This is a genomic window from Gracilibacillus salitolerans, from assembly GCF_009650095.1.
GTDB classification, from domain to species: Bacteria; Bacillota; Bacilli; order Bacillales; family Amphibacillaceae; genus Gracilibacillus; species Gracilibacillus salitolerans.
The window spans coordinates 5,044,316-5,069,145 of the sequence record NZ_CP045915.1 but is presented as its reverse complement, the minus strand read 5'-3'; the positions used below and the strand labels follow the sequence as shown (position 1 = coordinate 5,069,145).

Below are 24,830 nucleotides of genomic sequence, written 5' to 3'. Positions count from 1 at the left end.
TCAGTCCCTTTTTCATGATGAATTATCCATTTAATATCGTAAATAATTCATCAAGATGTTTAATTTGATAAGTAGGCTCTACATCAGTTGGTTGTTTATTTTCTCGATTGATCCAGACACTTTGAATACCAGTCCGGTTTGCTCCGAGGATATCTGTCATCAAGTTATCACCGACCATAATTGCTTCATCTTTGGTCACACCAGCTGTTTCCAGTGCATGTTCAAATATACTTGGATCAGGCTTTCCTTTACCGAATCCACCGGAGATAATAATATGGTCAAAGTAGTCCTTTAGTTCTGGTGTGATTGTTAATTTAGTGTTTTGTAGATCTGGAGAACCGTTCGTTAGCATTACTAATTGGTAATTGCTCCCCAGTTTTTCCAAGACAGAAAATGTTTCTTCATAGATGAAAGGATTCTTTTTGCGGTTTTCAGGAAATTGTTCTGCCAAGTAGGTACCAAAATCTCCATCTTCAATCCCTAGTTGTTTTAAACCATTTGTCCAAGCATCTTTGCGGTAATTAGGTACGATTTCCGCCATTTTTTTAAAATATGTATGATCATCTAAGAAATTTCCCCAAAGTCCTTCAAAAGGATTAATGCCGATCATCTGCGTAAATTCATATGTTTCGTATCCTTGATATAACTTACGAGCTTCTTCCCGAACAGCTTCTTCTAATTTTTCAGGATCCACTCCATATTTTTGATTTGCCAATAGGCAAGTTTCTTCAAAAGCAGTTTTGACACTTTTTTTATCCCACAAAAGTGTATCATCAAGGTCAAAAATAATCGTCTTAATCATCCATGCTCCCCCTCTAGTTATTCTCCCTACATTATACTGGATAAAAGAAGTTCACGCATTTCTTTTTTTAGCGAATCCTTATTTAAGTCTCTTTAATTTGTCGCAGATATATTGTTCGTATATAATTAGAATAGAAAAAGTGTACGATGAAAAAGCACAGCGCTTGCTAGCTGTGCTTTTTCAATCAAATAGAGTGAGTAAAGGTGGTTTTTATGGATCAGCAGCCTGTAAGGAAAGACTTTTATATATATTTAGGTATCTTTTTACTTCTTTTGCTTGTAACGATACTTATCCCATTTTTACAAGTAGTTACCCTGTTTTTGCTACCTATTCCAGTTATATTGTTAATGAAAAATTATCCCATAAAATGGGCAATAGTAGGTATCCTGATTTTATTGTCTTTTTCATTATTTGTTGTACCAGTATTCTCATTTCCCATAACATTGTTAGCTTTGCTAAGTGGAGTGCTGATAGGATGGTCAATCAAACAGGAACAACACCCATACGAAACTTGGGCTAAAGGTACGGCAGGTTTTGTTTTAGGATTGACACTTATTTACGCTTATATAGAAGTGGTACTCCAGTTTTCGATTATGGATGCCTTTGAAAGTGCAATGGATGATTCCCTTCAAATGACAGAGGATTTATTCCAAGCAATAGGGATGGGGCAACAGGACTTTGATCTGATACGAGAAGAATTAATGAATATGTTACAGTTAATGCCAGTGATATTAGTAGTTGTTTCCATGGCTTTTGCGATTGTAACACAATGGGTATGCTATAAAGTAATCAATAAAGTACAACAAGAAAGTTATTATTTTCCACCCTTTCGCAGTTTTAACCTGCCTAAAATATTTTTGTGGATTTATTTCTTCATGTTACTTATTTCCTTTTTAGTTATGGGAGACTATTCTTCGATGGCATCTGTTATAATATGGAATGTGTATCATTTAACAGGAATACTAATGGCCTTACAAGGGCTGGCATTCGTTTTCTTTTATAGCCATGTAAAGAAGCAGTCACTTGCATTACCAGTTATTAGCATCCTTTTCATTATATTTTTTCCGTTTATGGGTCTTTATTTGATACGAATCTTAGGTATAATTGATTTAGGTTTTGAATTACGAAAAAGAATGGCAAAGTAAAGGGTACTTTAGTTAAGGAGCTGACAACAATGCCAAAAATTAAGGATAAACCAGTGGCAATGGGAAGGCATATCATAGGCATATATGTTTTATCCTTCATCTTATTAGTATTTCTATTTTATTACCATTGGATTATTGGTATCGTCATGACCGTTCTATTTTCTGTATCATTGTACTACAGTATTGTGCGGGAAAAGGAACTGGTAAACCAGACAGAGGCATATATATCAACACTTTCTTATCGAGTCAAAAAGGTCGGCGAAGAAGCCCTGTTAGAGATGCCGATAGGAATTATACTATACGGAGATGATTATCAAATAGAATGGGCGAATCCCTATATGAATGAGTTTACGGAAGCAGACTCCATACTCAGTGAGAAACTTGACGTCTTATCAGACGATATCCCTTCTTATTTGAAGGATGATAAGGAAACATTTTGGATAACGATTGGTCAGTATGATTTACAAGTATATAATAAAAAAGAAGAACGATTATTATATTTGTTTGATCGAACGAAACAAACAGAGCTTCATACGCTTTACCAGAATGAAAAAACAGTGCTAGGTATCATCTTTTTAGACAACTACGAAGAAATTACGCAAAACATGGATGATACAGCTAAAAGTCAAATAAATTCACAGGTTACATCTATTTTAAACAATTGGTCAAATGAAAATGGGATCTATTTAAAAAGAACATCCCAAGAGAGATTTATGGCGGTGATGAATCAGAATATCTTGTCTGATTTAGAAAAATCAAAATTTGAGATTTTGGATGAAGTCCGTGAATTAATTACGGACAAAAATGTACCTTTAACCTTAAGTATTGGTATAGGGTTAGGAAGTGAAGATTTACCTGGCTTGGGTGAGTTGACACAATCGAGTCTTGATTTAGCTTTAGGTCGAGGTGGAGATCAAGTTGTTATTAAAGATGATGATACGGGAAAAGTACGTTTTTATGGTGGTAAAACAAACCCCATGGAAAAACGAACCAGAGTAAGAGCAAGAGTTATATCTCACGCCTTGAAAGAATTGGTAAAAGAAAGTGACCAAGTGTTAGTAATGGGGCATAAAGCTCCAGACATGGATTCCATTGGTGCTTCCATCGGTGTGTTAAAAATAGCACAAGCAAATGAGGTAGAAGGATTCGTTGTCTTAGATGAGGATGATATTAATACAGGTTTACAGCGATTAGTAGATGAAATGAAAGATAGTGAGGATTTGTGGTCCCATTTTATTGATCCTGATTCAGCATTAGATATTGTGACAAAAGATACCCTTTTAGTCGTTGTAGATACACATAAACCTTCCTTGGTTCAAGAGGAGAAGTTAATCCATAAGACAGAACATATTGTAGTTATTGATCACCATCGTCGAGGCGAAGAGTTTGTCGATCATCCTACACTTGTTTATATGGAGCCATATGCATCGTCGACAGCGGAGCTAGTAACAGAATTGCTGGAATATCAGCCTAGTAAGCTTTCTTTAAATATGTTAGAATCGACAGCATTATTAGCAGGTATTATTGTAGACACCAACAGTTTCACATTAAGAACAGGGTCAAGAACCTTTGATGCTGCTTCCTATTTACGATCCAAAGGTGCAGATACCGTTTTAGTACAGAAGTTTTTAAAAGAGGACTTAGATATTTACGTGAAACGAAGCAGGTTAATTGAAAATACGAATATTTATCGAGGCAATATTGCCATATCTGTAGGGAACTCAAGGGAAAGATATGGGCCTGTGATTATTGCACAGGCAGCAGATACCTTGTTAATGATGACCGAAGTCGAGGCATCATTTGTGATTTCGGAGCGGGAAGATGGACGTATTGGTATCAGTGCAAGATCACTGGGAGATGTCAATGTCCAGGTTATTATGGAAAAAATGAATGGCGGCGGTCATTTGACGAATGCTGCTACTCAATTAGATGATATGGCTGTAATCGATGCTTATGAATGGTTGAAAGAAATTATAGATGAGTATTATGAAGGAGGAGAAACAGAATGAAAGTAATTTTTACCCAAGATGTAAAAGGAAAAGGAAAAAAAGGTGAAGTAAAAAATGTTTCCGATGGATATGCACGCAATTACTTGCTGAAAAATAATGTTGCAGTCGAAGCAAATCAGGCAAACTTGAAAGCACTCAACGCAAAGAAAAATAAAGAAAAGAAACTAGAAGAGCAAGAAGTAGAAGACGCAAAGCAATTGAAAGAAAAATTGGCTAATTTAGAAGTGAAATTAACAGCAAAATCTGGTGAGGCTGGTCGTTTATTCGGTTCTATTACAAGTAAACAAATTGCTGAAACATTAAAGAAAGATTATCAAATTAAAATGGACAAGCGAAAAATTGAATTAGATCAGCCAATTCGTTCATTAGGTTACACAAACGTACCAGTGAAAATTCACCCAGAAGTCACAGGTACTATAAAAGTTCATGTTGTAGAAGCTTAAATAATGGGAAGTTTACGTTGCTTCCCTTTTTCTTAAGTAAACATATGGAGAATGGAGCTAACTTCAATCGTTTGTCAGAAGTAATATCTTGGAGATACCAAACAATAAAATACTAAGATGTGATGCAGGATTTTAATATGGCGGACATTTAGTACGTAATTTCTTAGAATAATGCTCAATTTTAGGTGTTGGCGGACATATAATCCCTTATTATACGAAAATAGCTAGAAATTAGCTTTATTTTGGATAAATAACGGAATAAATGTCCTCATACATCCTAAAACATTAATTTTGTCACAAATAGAGGAACGATTGTCCGTTTCCAATATAAAAATACGATTAGGGAATATAATCTATCTTAAGAACCGGGCGGATCATGCCTGGTTTTGTATGTATGATGGTGAGAAGGGGGGCAGTAAGATGACGGAAATGATACAAGGGCGAACACCACCTCATAATATAGAAGCAGAACAAGCGGTACTTGGTGCCATTTTTTTGGAGCCGGATGCTATTTCCAGCTCCTCGGAAATATTAATTCCGGAAGATTTCTATCGAGCAAGTCATCAGCTGATTTATCGAGTGATGTTAGAGCTCTCAGATAAAGGGGAGCCTATAGATATTGTCACAGCTACTACTGCCTTGGCAAATAATCAACAGTTAGATGATGTAGGTGGAGTTTCTTATTTAAGTGACTTAGCCAATGCTGTACCTACTGCTGCAAATATTATTTATTATTGTAGGATTGTAGAAGAAAAGTCGATCCTTAGAAGACTTATTCGTACAGCAACCGATATTGTAACAGACGGTTATTCCAAAGAAGATGAAGTAGAAGAAGTGCTTAACGAGTCTGAAAAACGAATATTAGAAGTATCGAATCGAAAGAACGCTTCTTCTTTTAAAAATATTAAAGATGTTTTAATGGAAGTCTATGATAATATCGATCTATTGCACAAAAACAATGGTGAAGTTACTGGAATTGCTTCTGGATTTCGTGACTTAGATCGTATTACATCAGGGTTTCAACGTAATGATCTAATCATTGTTGCTGCACGACCATCTGTGGGGAAAACAGCTTTTGCCCTAAATATTGCACAGAATGTAGCGATTAAAACGAATGAAAATGTCGCTATTTTCAGTCTCGAGATGGGGGCAGATCAGCTCGTATCACGTATGGTTTGTGCAGAAGGAAATATTGATGCACAACGGTTAAGAACCGGTTCTTTAGAAGAAGAGGACTGGGGAAGGTTATCGATGGCAATGGGGAGCTTATCCAATGCTGGTATTTTCATCGATGATACACCAGGGATAAGAGTGAGTGAAATTCGCTCTAAATGCCGTCGGTTAAAACAGGAACACGGCCTTGGTATGATTTTAATAGATTACTTGCAATTAATTCAAGGTAGTGCTAATTCACAAGAAAACCGACAACAAGAAGTATCGGAAATTTCAAGGTCATTAAAGGGATTAGCAAGGGAATTAAATGTGCCATTAATCGCCTTATCACAGTTATCTCGTGGTGTTGAATCTCGTCAGGATAAACGGCCAATGATGTCCGATTTACGTGAATCTGGAAGTATTGAGCAGGATGCGGATATTGTTGGATTCTTATATCGTGATGATTACTATGATCAGGAGTCTGAAAAACAGAATATTATTGAAATCATTATAGCAAAACAACGTAATGGTCCGGTTGGAAACGTCGAACTAGCATTTGTCAAAGAATATAATAAATTCGTAGACTTGGACCACCGTTACCAGTCCAGTGATATACCACCAGGATAAGGATATTTTCATCCTTATCCCTTTTTTTGTCTTTTTTGCAAGGAACATAACCTTCACGGAGGACTCGCTATGGAATTAATCATCAGAAAATGAATATTTTTGCCGGAGCGATATGCTAGCACTCAACAATAAGATCAGGAGGAAGCAAATTTGTATTTTCACATTTGTCACGATTGGTATAGTCTGAATAATGGATGTTCATAATAGAGTATGAGTATTATTTTGGTTATTTCACGAACGATAATTATAAAAGTTAAAGAAATGTTCGTCATTGAATTGACATTGCACGGTAAGATTGGTAGAATTAGTTCGGAATGAATAAATTGATAAGGCGGAGGTGCCGTTTATGTCTTCAGTAGTCGTTGTTGGAACACAATGGGGAGACGAAGGAAAAGGTAAAATTACAGACTTTCTTTCACAAAACGCAGAGGTAGTAGCACGTTATCAAGGTGGAAATAATGCAGGTCATACCATAAAATTTGATGGTATTACATATAAACTACACTTAATACCTTCAGGAATCTTTTTTAAGGATAAAACTTGTATATTAGGTAATGGTATGGTTATCGATCCAAAAGCAATGGTTGAAGAGATAAAATATTTACATGACAAAGATGTTAGCACTGATAATTTACGAATTAGTAATCGCGCACATGTTATTTTACCGTATCATTTAAAACTAGATATTTTACAGGAAGAAGATAAAGGCGTAAATAAAATCGGTACAACACGCAAAGGGATTGGACCAGCTTATATGGATAAAGCGGCTCGTGTTGGGATTCGTATCGCCGATTTATTAGACAAAGATGCTTTCCGTGAAAAATTAGAAAGCAACTTGAAAGAGAAAAATCGTTTCTTTGAAAAAGTATATGAAACAGAACGTATGGAAGTAGAAGATATATTAGAGGAATACTATGAATATGGACAACAATTGAAACAATACGTGGCAGACACGTCCGTTGTATTAAATAATGCATTGGATGAAGGGCGCCGTGTGCTTTTTGAAGGAGCACAAGGGGTTATGCTTGATATTGACCAAGGTACGTATCCTTTTGTTACATCATCCAACCCAATTGCTGGTGGAGTTACGATCGGATCCGGTGTAGGGCCTTCTAAAATTCATCATGTAGTAGGTGTGTCAAAGGCTTATACAACTCGTGTTGGAGACGGACCTTTCCCAACTGAATTACATGATGAAACGGGAGAGCAAATCCGTGAAGTAGGTAATGAATACGGAACAACAACAGGTCGCCCACGTCGTGTCGGTTGGTTTGACAGTGTTGTAGTACGCCATGCTCGTCGTGTGAGTGGTATTACTGATTTATCATTGAACTCTATTGATGTATTAACAGGTATTGATACATTAAAGATTTGTACAGCTTACAAATATAAAGGCGAAGTAATGGAAGAATTCCCAGCAAGTTTAAAGGTCCTTGCAGAATGTGAGCCTATTTATGAAGAATTACCAGGATGGACCGAAGATATTACTGGTGTAAAAACCTTACATGAATTACCGGAAAATGCGCGTCACTATTTAGAACGTATTTCACAGTTAACAGGCATTCCATTATCTGTTTTCTCTGTAGGACCAGATCGTTCACAAACGAATGTTGTAAGAAGTGTTTATAGTAATTAATCGCAAAAAACACCGATTAAATGATAGCCTAGCGGGCATAAACTCGTTTCATTCATGTTGAAACGGGTTTATGCCTTTTTTACATGGTAAGAGAGCATAATCGGGGCCGTCTTAATCCGAGTAGGAGTATGCCATTTTTCGTACGAATGAGACATTTTCACTGTCTTCTTGTTACCCTATTGTTACAAAAGATGTAAATTTATGGCTTTTATTATACAGTTTTGTTACATTCCTATTAAAAATGTTTAATGCTGTTTTGTTTTATGGTAGATTGGGTAAGGTAGAAGATTTGAATTAAAGATAAATAGATAAAATAGATAGATAAATAGTTTTTGGGGTTATAGGAGGAAGTTAGCATGCGATTAAGTATGAAAGGATTCGTTAAGCATCTGACGGTTGCTGGTGTTGTGGCATTGGGACTTTCATCACAAGTTGCTTTTGCGGATGATGAGGCATTAAGCAAAGTCTATCATGTTTATGTAGACGGAGAGCACGTCGGAATTGTAGAAAATAAAGACGTAGTAGAGAATCACATTGCTGAAAAAATCTCTGGTCATCAAGATGAGAATGACTTTACATATACAGTAAACGAAGAGATTGACTATGTTACAGAGACCGTTTTTTCTTCAAAGGTAGATAATCAGGAAGTAATTGATTATTTGGATGAAGAACTAACAATAGCAGTAGAAGCACAAGCTTTAGAGATTGGTGACGAAGTCGTTGGTTATTTTGCAGAGAAAGAACTAGCAGAACAAGTCATCCAGGAGTATAAAGAAAAATATGTTAGTGCAGACGTATTAGAAAAAATAGATAATGATTCAGAAGAAGAATCTGAACCATTATCAGTAGGGGAGTCTCATATAATAGACGTTTCACTAACAGAAGAAGTTTCAATAAAAGATAAAAAAGTTTCAGACGATGAAATTTTAACTGTTGAAGAAGGAATTACCTTGTTAGAGAAAGGTACATTAGAAAATAAAAAACATGTGGTAGATGCTGGAGATGTCTTAGGTAGTATTGCCAGCCAGTATGATCTATCATTAGATAAATTATTAGAACTAAATGAAGACCTAACAGAAGATTCGGTAATAAAAATTGGTGATGAGTTAAATGTAACAGCATATGAGCCATATGTAGAAGTTGTTGTAACGGAAGAGAAACTCGATGAAGAAGAAATCGCTTATCAAACAGAAGTAGAAGAATCAGAAGATATGTATAAAGGCGAAGAAGAAGTGAAACAAGAAGGCGAAAATGGTACCGTGGAAACACATTATCGTATGGAAAAAGTCAACGGTAAAACGGTAGACATGGAAGTCTTAGATGAAAATGTAACAGAAGAGCCAACAAACAAAGTTATTGTAAAAGGTACAAAGGTAGTTTCATCACGTGGTAGCGGGGAATTGGACTGGCCGGCTGTAGGAGGTTCTATCTCCAGTCATGTTGGAGAACGTTGGGGTTCTTACCATAAAGGTATAGATATCGCTGGTGTAAGTGACCGCTCGATATTAGCTGCAGATAACGGAACAGTTAGTTCTGCTGGCTGGGATAATGGCGGTTATGGTAACAAAATTGTAATTGATCATAACAATGGTTATCGTACGATTTATGCCCACTTATCATCGATTGACGTTTCGTCAGGTCAAACAGTAGAAAAAGGGCAAAAGATTGGTGTAATGGGAACAACAGGTTTTTCAACAGGTATCCATTTACACTTTGAAGTATACAAAGATGGTTCATTAGAAAATCCAGCTGACCACTTCTAAACACCTATAAAGCGAGACGTAGTGCCGTGATAAAAATTTATACTCAAAATTAGATAGAACCAAACCCTTGTTACTGCATTGTAGCAAGGGTTTTTTGCTAATAGAACATGATGAATGGAACTAGTTATAGTAGCGATAAGACATTTTTGTTAATTTCGGTTAGAATAGAACATAAGGGAAAAATTAAATGGAAAAAGGACGTGCTTTTTATGAGTCAAAAAATATTAGTAGTAGATGACGAAAAGCCAATTGCAGATATATTAAAATTCAACTTAGAAAAAGAAGGCTATGAAGTATTGTGTGCATATGATGGAGCAGACGCGATTGAACTTGCAACCAATGAGGATCCGGATTTAATTTTGTTAGACATTATGCTACCTAAAAAAGATGGTAATGAAGTGTGCCGAGAAGTAAGAAAAACACACAGTATGCCAATCATTATGCTTACTGCAAAAGATGCAGAAATTGATAAGGTTTTAGGTCTCGAGCTTGGAGCAGATGACTACGTGACCAAACCTTTCAGTAATAGAGAGTTAATTGCAAGAGTGAAGGCTAATTTAAGACGCCTGGAAGTAGAACCTGCTAACCAAAAAAACGAAACAAGAGATATTGCGATCGGTTCATTGGTGATTCACCCAGACGCATATACAGTTACAAGAGATGGTGATTATATTGAGCTAACACACCGGGAATTTGAGTTACTCCATTACCTTGCACGCCATATTGGTCAGGTCATGACGAGAGAGCATTTGCTAGAGACTGTTTGGGGTTATGACTATTATGGTGATGTCCGTACGGTTGATGTAACGGTAAGAAGGCTCCGGGAAAAAATTGAGGATAATCCGAGTAATCCATTGTGGATTGTAACAAGAAGAGGTGTCGGATATTATTTACGAAATCCTGAACAGGGGTAATGTTACATGAATAAAGTTAGTTTTTTTCAATCAATTCGGTTAAAGATCATTGTCATACTTAGTTTGTTTCTTTTATTGGCAATCCAGGTGATTGGTACGTATTTTGGCCAAAAATTAGAAGATAGCCTCTTAGCAAATCACAGAGAAAATGTGGATGATCGATTACAGGTATTAGAAACTAATTTAGAGGAAGCGTTTGGCAGAGAGCGATCAGATGATGGTGAAGGACTAACGCTGCAAGAAGAAGTTCGGGATATTACGGCCAGATACTCCGGTGAAATGTTTTCTGATCTGCAAGTGATTGATTCACAATTCCGTGTTTTAGGTTCCAACAAATTTGATATGATCGGAAAGAAGATCTCAGGAAACAGTGATATACGTCTTGCTTTGGTACATGGACAAGCAGACAAAGGAGACATCAGAAGAAAAGAATCAACATCAGATCGCGTATTTGTCCGCACATTACCTATTATGGATGGTGATGTAGCTGTAGGTGCGATTTATTCTGAAGCTTCCGTAGAGGAAGTATATAAACAATTACAGGAGATTAATCAAATTTTCTTAAATGGGACAATCCTGGCAATTATTGTATCCATTGTCTTAGGTGTTCTGGTAGCACGAACGATTACCAAACCTATTACAGAAATGCGGAAACAAGCTATGGGAATGGCCAGAGGAGATTTCTCCAAGAAGGTAAATGTATATGGTCAAGATGAAATTGGACAATTAGCAACCACCTTTAATGACATGAATGACCGGTTAAAGCTAGCCAATCAAACGACAGAAGAAGAACGTAGAAAGTTAAGCTCTGTTCTTTCCAATATGTCCGATGGTGTCATTGCTACTGATGAAAAAGGCAATATTACGCTAATGAATGACCCTGCAACCCACTTAATCGGCGTGTCTTTACATGAAGCTAAAGGTGAGCCGATTGCGGAAATATTACAGATTGAAGATAAAGTGATTGATGTGAAGGAGTTAGAAGAATTAGGTTCTTTAACGGTAGACTTTAGTGATGATGAGCAACTCTTTTTAATAAAAGCTAACTTTTCTATCGTACAAGATGAAGAGGGTCATTTTATGGGATTGATCACAGTAATTAGTGATGTAACCGAACAGGAGAAGGTAGACAGAGAACGTAAGGAATTTGTCTCCAATGTATCGCATGAATTAAGAACCCCATTAACAACAATGAGAAGTTATCTCGAAGCATTAGCAGATGGTGGTGCATGGGAAGATAAAGAGTTAGCACCGCAATTTTTGAGAGTTACACAAACGGAAACGGAACGAATGATTCGATTAGTAAATGATTTACTGCAATTGTCGAGGATGGATCATAAAGAAAATGCGATGTACAAGAAAAGAATTGATATTATTCCAGTTTTCCACCATATTTTAGATCGATTTGAAATGAATAAGACGGAATTAATACATTTCGATCGTAAAATTCCCAATGAGCGTATATTTGTTTGGGTAGACCAAGATAAGATTACGCAAGTGACAGATAATATTATGTCAAATGCCATAAAGTATTCCCCAGAAGGTGGAAAAATCACATTCCAGGTTGTGAAAGAAGCTCATCGCCTGCGGGTAAGCATTAGTGATCAGGGATTAGGTATTGATAGGGAAAAAGTGGAGAAGATTTTTGAACGCTTTTATCGTGTGGATAAAGCACGTTCAAGAGAATTAGGTGGAACCGGCTTAGGTCTTGCTATTTCCAAGGAAATAATTGAAGCTCATCATGGTCAAATTTGGGCTTCCAGTAAAGAAGGAAAAGGAACCACCATTTATTTTACGCTACCGCTCACGAAACGAAAGCGAGGTAGTAGAAAATGAAAATAGATTTTGAGATCGTTAAAACGGCATTACTCGTTTTCTTAGTGTCATTGAGCTTATTGTTAACCTTAGGTATCTGGAATTATCAAGGGGATTATGAACCTTCTAGCAGTAATTCAGCAGCCGATGCCGAGTTAAATGGATCAGATGAAACAAAGAAAAATTTAGTACAGCCATCACAAATCGTTATTCGCGATAATGGATCGCTCTCAGGATTCAGTGAGAAACAGGATGAATTAGAAGTGTTCCAAAACATGGCAGAATGGGCCTTGTATGATTTTGAAACCATTCCGGCAGATGAGGATATTGATGTAAATGAAACGGCACATATGATAGAGCTTGTTTTCCCTACTTCTATTCCATCCACGCTTATCAATGAAATTTTTACGACTGATGACAGTATGTTGATTGATAGTAAATTCAAGCATGTTTATGTATTCATTGATGAAAACAAATCTAGTCAGCAGATAGTCTTTAAAAATCACGATCAAAATGGAATTGATATCCGAGCGAGTGTGCAAAACATGACCCAGGTGGTGGAGTATTTCAATCGGATGCAGTTAACCTATGAATTGATTCCTTACTTGGAAGAGGAACTTGCAAATGAGCATAAAGTTTATTTGCCAAGGGATGAGGCCAATATTGTAGGAGGAAATTTCCGTTACGAGACCATTAATCCGGACAGTACTAATTTTCGAACAATCTTTTTCCGTAAGCCATCTACGATTGCCATCTCAAGAAATTCACTGGGGGATCAAATATTTAGTGATTATCAACGGGAAGTCGTGATAAATGGTTATGCAATGGAATATACCAATTTTTATACATCAGAAAATCAGCAAGAACAGGATTCCTCATTTGAACGAACGGGAAATACAGGCAATTTCTTGATTTCTAGTTCAATAGATTATATCAATTCACATAACGGCTGGCTCACCGGACAAGGCATTCAGTATCGTTTATATAATCTAAATGAAATTTCGAATAAGGTGGATTACCGAATGATTTATCAAAATTATCCGGTGTTTTCAAAAGATAACGAAGGCTTATCGTCCATGTCAGTTATGTATAAGAATATGGATGAATATCAATATATCCGGCCATTAATGCAATTAACATTTCCATATGAGCGTGGACCGACTGATTTAATGTCTGGTCAAGAATTGATGGAGTATCTTCATCGTACCGAGCGTATTTCATTTAACCAAATTACAGATATTCAATTAGGGTACCGCATTCAACAACACGATCAATATATTGATTTGATTCCAACGTGGTGTATTGAGACTTATGCAGGTTGGGATTATGTAACAGGTGATGCTAATGCTGTTACACAAGGAGGGGAGACAAATGCAATGGGGCCAAATTAAAACACTGTTCATTCTTTGTTTTCTTATCCTTGATATTTTCCTGTTACATCATTTCATTAATAATCCAAATAATTATGAATTTACAGAGGATTATTCAAGAGAAGAGAATGTACGAAACAATGTTAATGGTTTAAACAATTTATCAGAAGAGCCTCCATCTCAAGAGGGGATGTTACATGCCGAACGGAAAGAAATTTCTGATGCAGATTTAACGAAAATTGGTGAACTGCCAAATCAGACAAGCATTATTCTTGATAGTCACTTAATTTTATCTGAATTTGATCAGCCATTAGCCATTAATGTCGAGGAAAACACAGCAGCATTAGCTGAAAATATATGGAACTTTGATCAATACCAATACTTCGGAAAAGAAGAAGAGTCCAATACGTATATTTTTTTCCAAGAGATAGATCGGCCTATTTATTTTAATCTTAGTGGGGTACTCTTGGTTCAAGTTAACGAAAAGGAAGAAGTTATAAGGTATGTTCAAACCATACTGGAAAAAGCAGACGAACAACAGGAACCAGAGGAGATTAACACACCTTTTGATGCGCTATCGGGATTGTATTTCAGTGAAGGTTTCATCAGTTCTGGTGATGAAATCACACAAGAAGTGACATTAGGTTATCACAACTTAATGCCATTACCAAATGGCGTTCAAGTGCTTGCGCCAACTTGGGAATTTGAAGTAAATGATGAGCGCTATTATTATGTGAATGCAATAGAAGGCCATTTAACTTCTAGAAATAACCAAGAATTTATTCAGGAAATGAAGTCTCAGATTAGTGCCTATTTTGCAGAAGATAGTAGAGCGGTAATTGAAGCGACAGATGAAGAATGGGACGAAGAGGATTTGGATTTATTTATAGAACAACTGTTAGAAAACCAAGAAGAAACAAATGGAGTGGAGTAAGATGACCTTACATTTTAGTGTACTAGCATCCGGTAGTACGGGGAATGCTTTTTATATAGGAACGGAAAAAGAGAAGATCTTAGTAGATGCAGGATTGAGTGGGAAAGAAATGACTCGTTTATTCTCAGAGATCAATGTCGATCCCAACAGCCTTTCCAAAATACTAGTGACGCATGAACATAGTGATCATATTAAAGGTTTAGGGATTTTTGCCCGAAAGTATAATTTACCAATTTACGCCAATGAACAAACATGGAAAGCAATGGACGGTGCAATTGGGAAAATCGAGCTTGATCAGAAATTTATATTTAAAACAGAAGAAACAAAAACCTTTGGTGATATTGATGTAGAGTCTTTTGCTGTGTCTCACGACGCAGCAGAGCCAATGTTTTACACCTTCCACCACAATGGCAAAAAAGTAGCACTGGTAACCGACTTAGGCTATGTATCAGAACGAATTAAGAAAACCATACATGGAGCAGATGCATTGATCTTTGAAGCAAACCATGATATTGAGATGTTAAGAATGGGCCGTTACCCATGGAGTGTAAAAAGACGTATATTGGGAGATAGTGGTCACGTTTCTAATGATGATTGTGCCGTTGCATTGAAAGATATTATTGAAAATGAAACAAAGCGTATTTATTTAGCACATTTAAGCAAAGATAATAATATGAAAGATTTAGCGAGAATGTCAGTGGAAAATGGTTTGAACGATTATGGTTTTTCGGTGGGAGATCACGTGACATTGCATGATACGGATCCAAAATCACCGACACCTATTTATGAAGTAGTTTAAGTCAAGAAAGAAGGTGAAGTAATGGGCTATTATGATGACCATTACATATCCAGGAAAACACCGAAAAAGAGAAATTGGCTGACTCCTTTTGTCATTGGATTGGTTTTAGGTGCTTTTCTATTTGCCCTATTACTGCCATCGTTAGTCAATAATAATCTTTTACCGTATCAAATCGTGATCAGCGATAATACGGCAGCCAATCAACATCAATCAGACACTACAGGAGAGAATGTACAACCTTCAGATATCCGTAATGTACAGGTTGATATTTCCACAAGAATTTCAGAAATAGTGGGAGAAGTATCACCAGCTGTAGTAGGTGTTATTAATGTGCAAGGTCAGTCAGATTTTTGGCAACAAGAGGAATCTGGTGAAGCAGGAACAGGCTCTGGTGTCATTTACAAGTTAGAGAATGACTCCGCATTTATTGTAACGAATCATCATGTTATACAAGGGTCAGATCAAGTAGAAATTGTCTTACCAGATGAAACACAAGTAGAAGCTCAGTTGGTAGGTAGTGACTTGTATACAGATTTAGCTGTGATAGAAATGGATGCCAGCCATGCCGAAAAAGTAATTGAAATTGGACAATCAGCAGATGTCCATGTAGGAGAACCTGCGATTGCAATTGGTAATCCATTAGGCATGCACTTGTCTGGTTCTGTCACGCAAGGAATCATTAGTGGAAAACAACGTGCAATTCCGCAAGATTTTGATATGGATGGTCGTGCCGATTGGCAAGCGGAAGTTATTCAGACGGATGCAGCAATCAACCCTGGTAATAGCGGTGGAGCATTGTTAAATATGGAAGGGCAGTTAATTGGTATTAACTCGATGAAAATTGCACAATCCGCAGTAGAAGGGATCGGTTTTGCGATTCCAGTAGATGATGTGATTCCTGTCATTGAAGAGTTAGAACGTAATGGCGAAATGATGAGAGCCTACTTAGGAGTGGAAGCTTACTCATTAAATGATATTGCAAGGGTAGAATGGGAACGTAGCCTGAATCTGCCTGATCAAGTAGAAGGCGGCATCTATATTCGGAGTGTAGAACCTATGTCACCTGCTGACAGTGGCGGTTTAGAGTCTTACGATGTCATTACCGAGCTTGATGGAGAAGCCATCCAGAATATTATTGATTTACGAAAACATCTATATACGGAAAAAACTGTCGGTGATGAATTAACCATTACCTACTACCGGGATGGAGAAGAACAGGAAACAACTGTAGAATTAACGTCATTATCGTATTAAATGGATGTGGATAAGAGCTTTCAGGAGTTTTTATCCACATTTTTTGTTAGTTATTCACATCTTGTGGATATAACTCTGGATAAATGTCTATATATGGTGTAGAACATAAATTCTTATACGATATATACAAGAAAAATGTGAGTATGTTGATAACTTTGTGGATAAAACGTTTGTGTTGCGGATTAGTTGTGTATAATTGATAAAATTCGTGCATTGTGAACAAAATTGTGGATAAATCACAGGCTATAGATTGATTTTGCTTGTAGAAGATAGTATCTTTTAAGAAGTACACTTATAGAAACGATAGGGGAGAGTCTATTTATGTATCAAGAACCAATTTTCCTCCAACCGATTTTTCAGGAACGGATATGGGGTGGGCAGAAATTACATACAGAATTTCACTATACTATTCCTTATGAAAAAACAGGGGAAGCATGGGCAATTTCTGCTCATGAGAATGGCCCAAGTAAAATTATAAATGGTGAATTAAAAGGTCAAACCTTATTACATGCATGGAATAATCATGGTGAATTATTTAATAAAACTGTGGATAACAAGGAAGCTTATCCACTGTTAATTAAAATTTTGGATGCGAATGACAATCTTTCTGTACAAGTACACCCTGATGATCAATATGCAAGAGAAGTAGCTAATGAAGCTTATGGAAAGACAGAATGCTGGTATGTACTAAGTGCGGAAGAAGAAGCTGAATTAATCATCGGCCACCATGCACAAACAAGAGAAGAATTAGAAAATATGATTGATCAGGGCAAGTGGGATGATTTATTACGTCGTGTCAAAGTTAAAGCAGGCGATTTCGTCTATGTACCAAGTGGAACGATTCATGCCATTGGTAAAGGGATTGTTATTTTAGAAACACAGCAAAGCTCGGATATTACCTATCGAGTGTATGACTACGATCGAACCGATGCAGCAGGTAATACAAGAGAATTACATTTAAAAGAAGCGAAAGAAGTAACGACTGTTCCACATGAAACACCGCAATTAACCCAAGAAGTTGTGGATAAACAAGGACTAACAGAGAAAAAGTTAGTAGAAGAAAAATATTTTACCGTTTATCATTGGGATTTAAATGGCGAAGCGGAGTTGGAAAGAACGGCAGACTTCCTGCAAGTGAGCATCGTAGAAGGAGAAGCTACTATTACGACAGATAACCAAACACACAACATTAAAAAAGGTGATCACTTCATTATTCCGGCAACGATTCAGTATTATAAATTAGCAGGTAATGCAACATTTATTGTTTCACATACGTCTTAATTCGATTTATCATAATGAAGTTTTAAATAGAATAACAAGTGAAATGGCATACCAAAGCATAGTGCGTTTGGTATGCCATTTTTAATAGGACATTTATGCCGTTATTTCAGGTAAAAACGAAGATTTTTGCCTGTTTACGGACATCTATTCCGCTATTAGCCAAAATGCAAGCCATTTTCCCAATAATTCTTGTGAATAGCGTACTAAATGTCCGTCACCACTAGGAAAAGCGTTCGATTCAAGATAATAGAGGATTAAATGTCCACTTTAATACTGCTTATTCAAACTGATGAGTGTTGCACGATGTCATGTTTAATTTAAAATATCATTAATTGTATCCAGTTCTTCCTGCGTAAAAGTAGTGTTATTTAATGCTTTTACATTTTCTTCGATTTGGCTGACACGACTTGCGCCAATTAATGCAGAAACAACTGATTTTTCCTGTAATACCCAGACGAGAGCCATTTGTGCTAAGCTTTGTCCACGATCGTGGGCAATCGTATTTAATGCTTTGATCTTTTGTAGTTTATCAGAAGATACATCACGTTCATTTAAAAAAGGTATAAATTCCTTTGCTGCACGAGAATCTTTTGGAATGCCACTTAAGTATTTGTCTGTCAATAGCCCCTGAGCTAATGGTACATATGCAATACAGCCAATCCCATGTTCATCCAGCACATCTGTTAAGCCATTTTCTATTGTACGATCAAGCATGGAATAAGCGGCTTGATGGATGATAAAAGGTGTACCTTGTGCTTTTAATATGTCAATCGCTTGCTTTGTTTGTTCAGCGTTATAGTTGGAGATGCCGACATAAAGTGCTTTTCCTTGTCGGACTGTTTGATCGAGAGCGGCCATTGTTTCTTCAAGAGGTGTCTCTGGATCAGGACGGTGGTGGTAGAATATATCCACATAGTCGAGGTTCATGCGCTGTAAGCTTTGATCAAGGCTCGAGATTAAATACTTTCGAGATCCCCAATCACCATACGGCCCATCCCACATTCTGAAGCCCGCTTTTGTTGAGATGATCATTTCATCTCGGTACTGAGAAAAATCCTCCTTGAGAATGCGGCCAAAGTTTTTCTCTGCTGCCCCTGGAGGTGGCCCATAATTATTAGCAAGGTCAAAATGAGTGATACCTAAATCAAATGCTTTCATTAACATTCTACGCTGATTCTCTAATGTATCCTCTCCACCAAAGTTGTTCCATAGGCCAAAGGAGATGGCCGGGAGCTTGATACCTGAGTTACCACAACGGTTATACGGTATTTCATGGTAACGTTTTGGATTAGCAATAAACGTCATAAAATTCCTCCCTAATATTTTTAATAGCCTACTTCTACAGCTGCATTGACAATATACATCAGATCGTTCTTGTCTTCTTTTTCTTCGAGAACAATACCAGATGTGGTCGCCATACCGCCATCAATCACTTCAACTGTCACGGTTCCATATGGTATTTCTTTTTTGACTAGCTCTACATCTACTTTTTCTTTGTCGATGGGAACGGCTAGTCTAACATTAACTTTCATGTTGTGAAGGTTGTTTTCTGGCAGGTATTCTGCAATTCCAGGCATGGAATTGTAGTGGATGGCATTTTCAACAGCACGAAGACAGGCTTTGGTCACATTTTGTCCATGTACATCTATTCCAGTTCCTGTTTCAATAAATATGATTTTTTCCACGAAATCGCCTCCAATTAATAATGATAGAGACAAAAGATGTAATCATCCCCATATTTAATGGTAAGGTAAAATGGTGCGTAAATCAATTATGAACAACTCGTATCAAGGTCATGGATTTGATAAAATAGTAATAATGATAGTTTTCGGAAGGATGACACACATGAAGATTTCGATTGTAGCGGTAGGAAAGTTAAAAGAGAAATATTTAAAACAGGGTATACAAGAGTATATGAAAAGATTGGGCGCTTATGCCAATATGGAAATAATTGAAGTGCCAGATGAGAAAGCACCAGAGAATATGAGTGAAGCGGAACAAGAGGAAGTAAAACGAAAAGAGGGCGAACGAATCCTGTCGAAAATTTCCCCAGATGCTTACGTTATTTCCCTGGAAATAATGGGACAAATGCCAACATCCGAGAAATTTGCCGAAAAAATAGAGCAATTAATGATTCATGGCAAAAGTAAGATCGTTTTTGTTATCGGTGGTTCGTTGGGATTGAGTAAGGAAGTTAGCGATCGAAGTGATTATGCGCTGTCTTTTTCTAAGATGACATTGCCTCATCAGTTGATGCGATTGGTTTTGTTGGAGCAGGTTTATCGGGCGATGAGGATTATGAAGGGGGAACCGTACCATAAATAGAGTCAAAATAGTTTAAGATAAGCTGGAATTTTGCCTTCTGAATGGTGAATTGATGAGGAATCTTTCTCTGTGTTATCTGATTCATGATAAAGTATGTGGATAAATGCCAATGTCTTAGCAAGGTCAAATGCTTCTATATATTTTCTTGCATAACATTAGCTTCACAGAGCTCTGTTTTAAATTTCTCTGTCTGACCACCTTTTAATTCCACATTTGATTGAATAGCAATTATCATTTCATGTTATTCTGTACATAAGTAATAGACACTTCACGGAGGAAAGACAAAAATGGCTAAAAAATTTTCATTAAAAACAAAAATTTTAACCTTAATCATCTCCCTTTTATTATTTGTGACTATTTTGGTTACAGGTATTTATGGTTACATAGAATGGAATCAGACGAAGAACGCAATGGGTGAACGTGCTTTAATTGTTGCAACGTCCATCTCGTTGATGCCTGAAGTCATTGATGCGTTTGAATTAGACGAACCATCTGAAGTCATTCAGCCGATAGCAGAAAAAATCAGGGATAAGGTTGGTGCAGAATTTATCGTTGTTGGTAACAAGAATAGTATACGTTATTCACATACCCAAGAGTTTAAAATTGGTCGAAAAATGGTCGGAGGCGATAATGATCAGGCACTTATACATGGTGAGTATTATAAATCTGAAGCCGTAGGGTCATTAGGTCCATCACTTCGAGGTAAGGCACCTATTTTTAACGATCAAGGTGAGATTATAGGTCTTGTTTCTGTTGGGTTTATGCTGGAAGATATCCGTGGAACGATTTATGATCGGCTGAAAGTTTTATATATAACCGGATTAGGTGTTTTAGGCTTAGGGATTATCGGAGGAGTATTTTTAACCCGAAGTATACGTAATGATATTTTAGGGTTAGAACCTCATGAAATTGTGTCTTTATATCGTGAACGTAAAGCCGTATTGCGCTCAGTAAAAGAGGGTATTATTGCCATTGATTCTGATGGTATTATCACGATTTTAAATTATTCAGCTAGAAAGATGTTAGGTTTGACTGAAGATGTGAAGTTTAAACATATTAATGAAGTTCTACCAAATACCAAAATGTTTACAGTACTTCATGAAGGAAAAGCAGATGTAGATGATGAGATGATACTAAGGGATCGGGTAGTAATCGTTAACCGCACGCCGATTTATGAAAATGGAGAAGCGGTTGGGGTGGTTGCTAGTTTTAGAGATAAAACTGAAATCCAACAGATGTTAAATGCTCTATCTGAAGTGAAAAGTTATTCCCAGGACTTACGTGCTCAAACACATGAATATACAAATAAACTATACGTTCTATCGGGGTTACTACAGCTTGGAAATTATCAGGAAGCGATTGATCTAATTCAAGAGGAGTATGAACAACATCAACACCAAACGAAAACACTATTCAAATATATTGAGGATCAAACGGTCCAAGCTATTCTTTTAGGAAAGATAGGCAAGGCATCAGAGAAAAAAGTAGAACTAATCATTGATGAGAATAGTTCATTATCTCAGTTACCTAAACACATTAATACATCTAAAATGATTACAATCTTAGGCAACCTATTAGATAATGCCATTGAAGCAGTAAGTGATGGTGAAAGTAAGAAGGTTAATTTCTTTGCAACAGATATAGGGAATGATATTATTTTTGAAGTAAGCGATGAAGGTTATGGCATCCCAGCTGATCTCCAGAGTAAAATTTTTGAAAAAAGTTTTTCAACTAAGGGAGCTGATGACCGAGGTTATGGATTATCTATTGTGGAAGAAGTTGTAGAAGAACTACGTGGAAATATTGAAGTGCAAAGTAAAGAAGGAGAAGGTACGGTTTTCACTGTTTACTTACCAAAGCAAGTAGAAGAAGGTGACGATGCGAAATGTTGAAAGTAGCGATTACGGAAGACGATTATCGTGTGGCGTCTATTCATGAAGGTTTTCTTAAACATATTGAAGATTGTGAAGTGGTCTTTAAATCACTGACAGCTGACGATACATTGGACAAACTCCAGGGTACGGATGTTGATTTGATTTTACTCGACACTTATATGCCTGATCGATTAGGAACAGAAATTATTGAGGAAATTAAAGAAATTAAACCAGACATCGGGATTATTATGATTAGTGCGGGAACTGATAAAGAAATTGTCCGAGAAGCCTTAAAAAAGGGTATATTCGATTATATTATTAAACCTGTCAGTCTGGAACGTTTTGTTGATACGGTTAAAAAGTTCAAACAGTTTTATGAAGAGATAGACAAAAAGGACGAGGTTGACCAAAAGTTACTAGATACGTATTTCGGGCGAAGTAGTACAGTCTTTAGTGAACCTGATCAAAATACTCCTAAAGGAATCGATCCCTTAACATTGAAAAAAGTAAAAGAGATTCTAAAGGACGCTAAAGGTGTTACAGCTGAAGAAATGGGGCGTCAAATGGGGGCATCTCGAACAACAGCTAGAAGGTATCTAGAATATTTAATCTCAGAGGGTGAGTGCCAAGCGGAATTAGAATACGGAATTGTTGGCAGACCCGAACGGAAATATTATCAGAGCTAGGACCATTTATATGGTTCTAGTTTTTTGTTTAAAAAAATTGGCGACTAAACATACTTACTGTAGACCAGACAGCACTGGCTGAATTTTCGTTATACCCCAACCTTAATGAATCCCCTGCTATTCTGGGCAATAAGTAGACCGTGACACCTTATTAGTTGATCATTACATATCCATCTCGTGAACAAAATGAACAAAAAACATTTAAGGTTTTTAATGTGAGTTATTTTGAAAACGGTTACATTTAAAAGATTAACAATTATCATAGTAATCAACACTTTGTAACACTCTTTAAATGAGGGGTGGGAATACCTCCTTAGCATTGCTCCTTTTCGTTAAGTTGGGTTTTCCTTATCAAAATTAAAATTATTAGGGGGTTTATCATGAAGAAATTATTAGCATTATCCATATTTGTATTAATGTTAATGTTCTTAGCTGCATGTGGTGGTGAAGACACGTCATCAAATGATGACAATGTAAACGATGAAGATACTAAAGAAAACTCTGGTGAAGACAATGGTGAATGGACACCTTCAGAGTCTATCGAAGTTGTTGCTCCAGCAGGTGCTGGTGGCGGTTGGGATACAACGGCTCGAATGTCAGCACAAGTTTTAACTGAAGAAGGTCTGATCGATCAAGACATGGGTGTTGTTAACAAAGAAGGTGCTGGAGGTGCTATGGGTTGGGCTTACATGGCTGAACAAGAAGGTAGTAACCACAACTTATTCGTATCATCTTCACCAATTTTATTAGTTCCATTAAATGGCCAGTCTGAATACGGACATGAAGATTTTACTCCAATTGCAAACGTGATTGCTGACTACGGTGCTTTTGCAGTTGCTAAAGATGCAAAATGGGATAATTTAAATGAACTATTTGAGGATATGAAAGAAGATCCGCAAAGTGTAACAATTGTTGGTACATCTGCTCCTGGCAGTATGGACCACATTCAGTTCGTACGCTTCGCTAAAGCAGCAGGTGTAGATATTACAAAAATTAAATATGTTTCTGCTCCAGATGCTGGTGGTGTGACTCAAGTATTAAACGGAAGTGCTGATGTATTCTCAACAGGTGTAGCTGAAGTTGCTGAGCAAGTTCGAGCAGATAAACTTAAAGTTCTTGCCGTAACATCTGAAGAACGTTTAGACGGTGAAGTGCTTTCAACGTTCCCAACGGCTAAAGAGCAGGGAATCGATGAAACATTCGTAAACTGGAGAGGCTTCTTTGGTCCAAAAGATATGGACCCGGCAGCTGTTGAATATTACGAAAATAAATTTAAAGAGTTAAGTGATTCTGAAGCGTTCGCTAATGTTCGTTCAAACTATGGTTGGAACGAAATGTACATGGGCAGTGAAGAATACAAACAATTCTTAGATGAAGAAAAAGAGAATCTAAAAAGTATTCTTGAAGAATTAGGTTTATTAGAATAATGTCTTTAATGGAAGTCAACAGGATGCTTGTTGACTTCTGATACTTTTAGCGAGTTATTAAATGAAAATAATGCCGAGCGGGTTTTGACTAGGAAGGGGTGAATTCCAATGTTACAAGGGGTTAATCGTAAAATTGGCTTAATCTTAGCTCTATTATCAATAGGTTATTTATATATGAGTTATCAATTGCCAACCTATCCATATATTCCAGTAGATGCGGATGCCGTTCCAAAGACATTGGGATGGGTTTTATTAGTATTATCGGTTGCTCTAATTTTTTCTAAAGATAGTGATTCAGAAGAGCAAAAGGCAAAGCGTCGAATTCCTAAAAAAGATGTTAAAGCCTTATTGGGTGTAGGTGCATTACTCTTAATCTACATTATGTTATTTGAAACACTTGGTTTTATCATTATGACTGTTTTGTTCGTTTATTTTTGTTCATGGTTTTTAGGTTATAAAAACCATATTGTGAATGCAATTGTATCAATTGTGTTTCCGATAGCTCTATATAGTATTTTTGTTTTTATGCTTCAAATTAAACTACCACAAGGAATACTACCGTTTTAAGAGA

Annotated in this window: 21 protein-coding genes; 18 read left to right on the top strand and 3 right to left on the bottom strand. The window is 36.8% G+C overall.

Going from position 1 to position 24,830, the window contains the following annotated elements:
• Positions 1 to 22: 22 nt before the first annotated feature.
• Positions 23 to 802, bottom strand: coding sequence for an HAD family hydrolase (locus GI584_RS23620; RefSeq protein ID WP_153792863.1), 780 nt, complete (start codon positions 800 to 802; stop codon positions 23 to 25).
• A gap of 212 nt (positions 803 to 1,014) precedes the next feature.
• Between GI584_RS23620 and GI584_RS23615 the strand changes: the two genes are divergently transcribed.
• The 13 genes from GI584_RS23615 to manA all read left to right on the top strand — a co-directional run bounded on the left by GI584_RS23615 (position 1,015) and on the right by manA (position 17,947).
• A complete protein-coding gene (locus GI584_RS23615; RefSeq protein WP_153792862.1) occupies positions 1,015 to 1,947 on the top strand; it encodes a YybS family protein in 933 nt (310 codons plus the stop codon).
• Between the two features lie 29 nt (positions 1,948 to 1,976).
• Positions 1,977 to 3,956, top strand: coding sequence for a DHH family phosphoesterase (locus GI584_RS23610; RefSeq protein WP_100358432.1), 1,980 nt, complete (start codon positions 1,977 to 1,979; stop codon positions 3,954 to 3,956).
• Entirely contained in the window at positions 3,953 to 4,399 is a 447-nt protein-coding gene (gene rplI / locus GI584_RS23605; RefSeq protein ID WP_153792861.1) for a 50S ribosomal protein L9, read from the top strand. The genes GI584_RS23610 and rplI overlap by 4 nt, the downstream gene beginning before the upstream one ends.
• A 420-nt stretch (positions 4,400 to 4,819) precedes the next feature.
• Positions 4,820 to 6,181, top strand: a complete 1,362-nt coding sequence (gene dnaB, locus GI584_RS23600; protein WP_153792860.1) for a replicative DNA helicase — start codon at positions 4,820 to 4,822, stop codon at positions 6,179 to 6,181.
• A 346-nt stretch (positions 6,182 to 6,527) separates the two neighbouring features.
• Positions 6,528 to 7,817, top strand: coding sequence for an adenylosuccinate synthase (locus GI584_RS23595; protein WP_153792859.1), 1,290 nt, complete (start codon positions 6,528 to 6,530; stop codon positions 7,815 to 7,817).
• A gap of 356 nt (positions 7,818 to 8,173) precedes the next feature.
• The gene (locus tag GI584_RS23590; protein ID WP_153792858.1) at positions 8,174 to 9,580 is read left to right on the top strand and encodes a peptidoglycan DD-metalloendopeptidase family protein; all 1,407 of its coding nucleotides are present in this window, start codon (positions 8,174 to 8,176) and stop codon (positions 9,578 to 9,580) included.
• 209 nt (positions 9,581 to 9,789) lie between these two features.
• On the top strand, positions 9,790 to 10,494 hold the full coding sequence (yycF, locus tag GI584_RS23585) for a response regulator YycF (protein WP_153792857.1): 705 nt from the start codon (positions 9,790 to 9,792) through the stop codon (positions 10,492 to 10,494).
• Between the two features lie 6 nt (positions 10,495 to 10,500).
• Positions 10,501 to 12,330 (top strand): cell wall metabolism sensor histidine kinase WalK, encoded by a 1,830-nt coding sequence (gene walK, locus GI584_RS23580; protein ID WP_153792856.1) that lies wholly within the window; start codon positions 10,501 to 10,503, stop codon positions 12,328 to 12,330.
• A complete protein-coding gene (locus GI584_RS23575) occupies positions 12,327 to 13,700 on the top strand; it encodes a YycH family regulatory protein (protein WP_153792855.1) in 1,374 nt (457 codons plus the stop codon). Before walK ends, GI584_RS23575 begins: the two co-directional genes overlap by 4 nt.
• Complete coding sequence (locus GI584_RS23570; protein ID WP_153792854.1) at positions 13,681 to 14,613, top strand: two-component system regulatory protein YycI; 933 nt, start codon at positions 13,681 to 13,683, stop codon at positions 14,611 to 14,613. The genes GI584_RS23575 and GI584_RS23570 overlap by 20 nt, the downstream gene beginning before the upstream one ends.
• Position 14,614: 1 nt before the next feature.
• Entirely contained in the window at positions 14,615 to 15,412 is a 798-nt protein-coding gene (locus GI584_RS23565; RefSeq protein WP_153792853.1) for an MBL fold metallo-hydrolase, read from the top strand.
• A 21-nt stretch (positions 15,413 to 15,433) separates the two neighbouring features.
• On the top strand, positions 15,434 to 16,666 hold the full coding sequence (locus tag GI584_RS23560) for a S1C family serine protease (protein WP_153792852.1): 1,233 nt from the start codon (positions 15,434 to 15,436) through the stop codon (positions 16,664 to 16,666).
• A gap of 321 nt (positions 16,667 to 16,987) precedes the next feature.
• Positions 16,988 to 17,947: a mannose-6-phosphate isomerase, class I gene (gene manA, locus GI584_RS23555; protein WP_153792851.1), complete on the top strand. Its 960-nt coding sequence runs from the start codon at positions 16,988 to 16,990 to the stop codon at positions 17,945 to 17,947.
• A 312-nt stretch (positions 17,948 to 18,259) separates the two neighbouring features.
• Here the strand turns inward: manA and mgrA are convergent, their stop codons facing one another.
• Together mgrA and GI584_RS23545 are read right to left on the bottom strand one after the other, a co-directional pair.
• Positions 18,260 to 19,252: an L-glyceraldehyde 3-phosphate reductase gene (mgrA, locus tag GI584_RS23550; protein ID WP_153792850.1), complete on the bottom strand. Its 993-nt coding sequence runs from the start codon at positions 19,250 to 19,252 to the stop codon at positions 18,260 to 18,262.
• Positions 19,253 to 19,272: 20 nt separating this feature from the next.
• The gene (locus GI584_RS23545; RefSeq protein ID WP_100358446.1) at positions 19,273 to 19,632 is read right to left on the bottom strand and encodes a Lin0512 family protein; all 360 of its coding nucleotides are present in this window, start codon (positions 19,630 to 19,632) and stop codon (positions 19,273 to 19,275) included.
• A gap of 160 nt (positions 19,633 to 19,792) precedes the next feature.
• On the opposite strand from GI584_RS23545, the gene rlmH reads away from it, so the two are divergent.
• The 5 genes from rlmH (at position 19,793) to GI584_RS23520 (ending at position 24,826) form a co-directional block, all read left to right on the top strand.
• The gene (gene rlmH / locus GI584_RS23540) at positions 19,793 to 20,272 is read left to right on the top strand and encodes a 23S rRNA (pseudouridine(1915)-N(3))-methyltransferase RlmH (RefSeq protein ID WP_153792849.1); all 480 of its coding nucleotides are present in this window, start codon (positions 19,793 to 19,795) and stop codon (positions 20,270 to 20,272) included.
• A gap of 287 nt (positions 20,273 to 20,559) precedes the next feature.
• The gene (locus GI584_RS23535; protein WP_153792848.1) at positions 20,560 to 22,164 is read left to right on the top strand and encodes an ATP-binding protein; all 1,605 of its coding nucleotides are present in this window, start codon (positions 20,560 to 20,562) and stop codon (positions 22,162 to 22,164) included.
• A complete protein-coding gene (locus GI584_RS23530; protein WP_153792847.1) occupies positions 22,158 to 22,832 on the top strand; it encodes a response regulator in 675 nt (224 codons plus the stop codon). Before GI584_RS23535 ends, GI584_RS23530 begins: the two co-directional genes overlap by 7 nt.
• A gap of 380 nt (positions 22,833 to 23,212) precedes the next feature.
• Entirely contained in the window at positions 23,213 to 24,259 is a 1,047-nt protein-coding gene (locus tag GI584_RS23525; protein WP_153792846.1) for a tripartite tricarboxylate transporter substrate binding protein, read from the top strand.
• A 108-nt stretch (positions 24,260 to 24,367) separates the two neighbouring features.
• The gene (locus GI584_RS23520; RefSeq protein WP_153792845.1) at positions 24,368 to 24,826 is read left to right on the top strand and encodes a tripartite tricarboxylate transporter TctB family protein; all 459 of its coding nucleotides are present in this window, start codon (positions 24,368 to 24,370) and stop codon (positions 24,824 to 24,826) included.
• Positions 24,827 to 24,830 lie beyond the last annotated feature (4 nt).

What these genes read in the sequence shown, in the direction of transcription:
- GI584_RS23620 (WP_153792863.1), bottom strand. Translation starts at nt 802, where the DNA reads ATGATTAAGACGATTATTTTTGACCTTGATGATACACTTTTGTGGGAT.
- GI584_RS23615 (WP_153792862.1), top strand. Translation starts at nt 1,015, where the DNA reads ATGGATCAGCAGCCTGTAAGGAAAGACTTTTATATATATTTAGGTATC.
- GI584_RS23610 (WP_100358432.1), top strand. Translation starts at nt 1,977, where the DNA reads ATGCCAAAAATTAAGGATAAACCAGTGGCAATGGGAAGGCATATCATA.
- rplI (WP_153792861.1), top strand. Translation starts at nt 3,953, where the DNA reads ATGAAAGTAATTTTTACCCAAGATGTAAAAGGAAAAGGAAAAAAAGGT.
- dnaB (WP_153792860.1), top strand. Translation starts at nt 4,820, where the DNA reads ATGACGGAAATGATACAAGGGCGAACACCACCTCATAATATAGAAGCA.
- GI584_RS23595 (WP_153792859.1), top strand. Translation starts at nt 6,528, where the DNA reads ATGTCTTCAGTAGTCGTTGTTGGAACACAATGGGGAGACGAAGGAAAA.
- GI584_RS23590 (WP_153792858.1), top strand. Translation starts at nt 8,174, where the DNA reads ATGCGATTAAGTATGAAAGGATTCGTTAAGCATCTGACGGTTGCTGGT.
- yycF (WP_153792857.1), top strand. Translation starts at nt 9,790, where the DNA reads ATGAGTCAAAAAATATTAGTAGTAGATGACGAAAAGCCAATTGCAGAT.
- walK (WP_153792856.1), top strand. Translation starts at nt 10,501, where the DNA reads ATGAATAAAGTTAGTTTTTTTCAATCAATTCGGTTAAAGATCATTGTC.
- GI584_RS23575 (WP_153792855.1), top strand. Translation starts at nt 12,327, where the DNA reads ATGAAAATAGATTTTGAGATCGTTAAAACGGCATTACTCGTTTTCTTA.
- GI584_RS23570 (WP_153792854.1), top strand. Translation starts at nt 13,681, where the DNA reads ATGCAATGGGGCCAAATTAAAACACTGTTCATTCTTTGTTTTCTTATC.
- GI584_RS23565 (WP_153792853.1), top strand. Translation starts at nt 14,615, where the DNA reads ATGACCTTACATTTTAGTGTACTAGCATCCGGTAGTACGGGGAATGCT.
- GI584_RS23560 (WP_153792852.1), top strand. Translation starts at nt 15,434, where the DNA reads ATGGGCTATTATGATGACCATTACATATCCAGGAAAACACCGAAAAAG.
- manA (WP_153792851.1), top strand. Translation starts at nt 16,988, where the DNA reads ATGTATCAAGAACCAATTTTCCTCCAACCGATTTTTCAGGAACGGATA.
- mgrA (WP_153792850.1), bottom strand. Translation starts at nt 19,252, where the DNA reads ATGACGTTTATTGCTAATCCAAAACGTTACCATGAAATACCGTATAAC.
- rlmH (WP_153792849.1), top strand. Translation starts at nt 19,793, where the DNA reads ATGAAGATTTCGATTGTAGCGGTAGGAAAGTTAAAAGAGAAATATTTA.
- GI584_RS23535 (WP_153792848.1), top strand. Translation starts at nt 20,560, where the DNA reads ATGGCTAAAAAATTTTCATTAAAAACAAAAATTTTAACCTTAATCATC.
- GI584_RS23530 (WP_153792847.1), top strand. Translation starts at nt 22,158, where the DNA reads ATGTTGAAAGTAGCGATTACGGAAGACGATTATCGTGTGGCGTCTATT.
- GI584_RS23525 (WP_153792846.1), top strand. Translation starts at nt 23,213, where the DNA reads ATGAAGAAATTATTAGCATTATCCATATTTGTATTAATGTTAATGTTC.
- GI584_RS23520 (WP_153792845.1), top strand. Translation starts at nt 24,368, where the DNA reads ATGTTACAAGGGGTTAATCGTAAAATTGGCTTAATCTTAGCTCTATTA.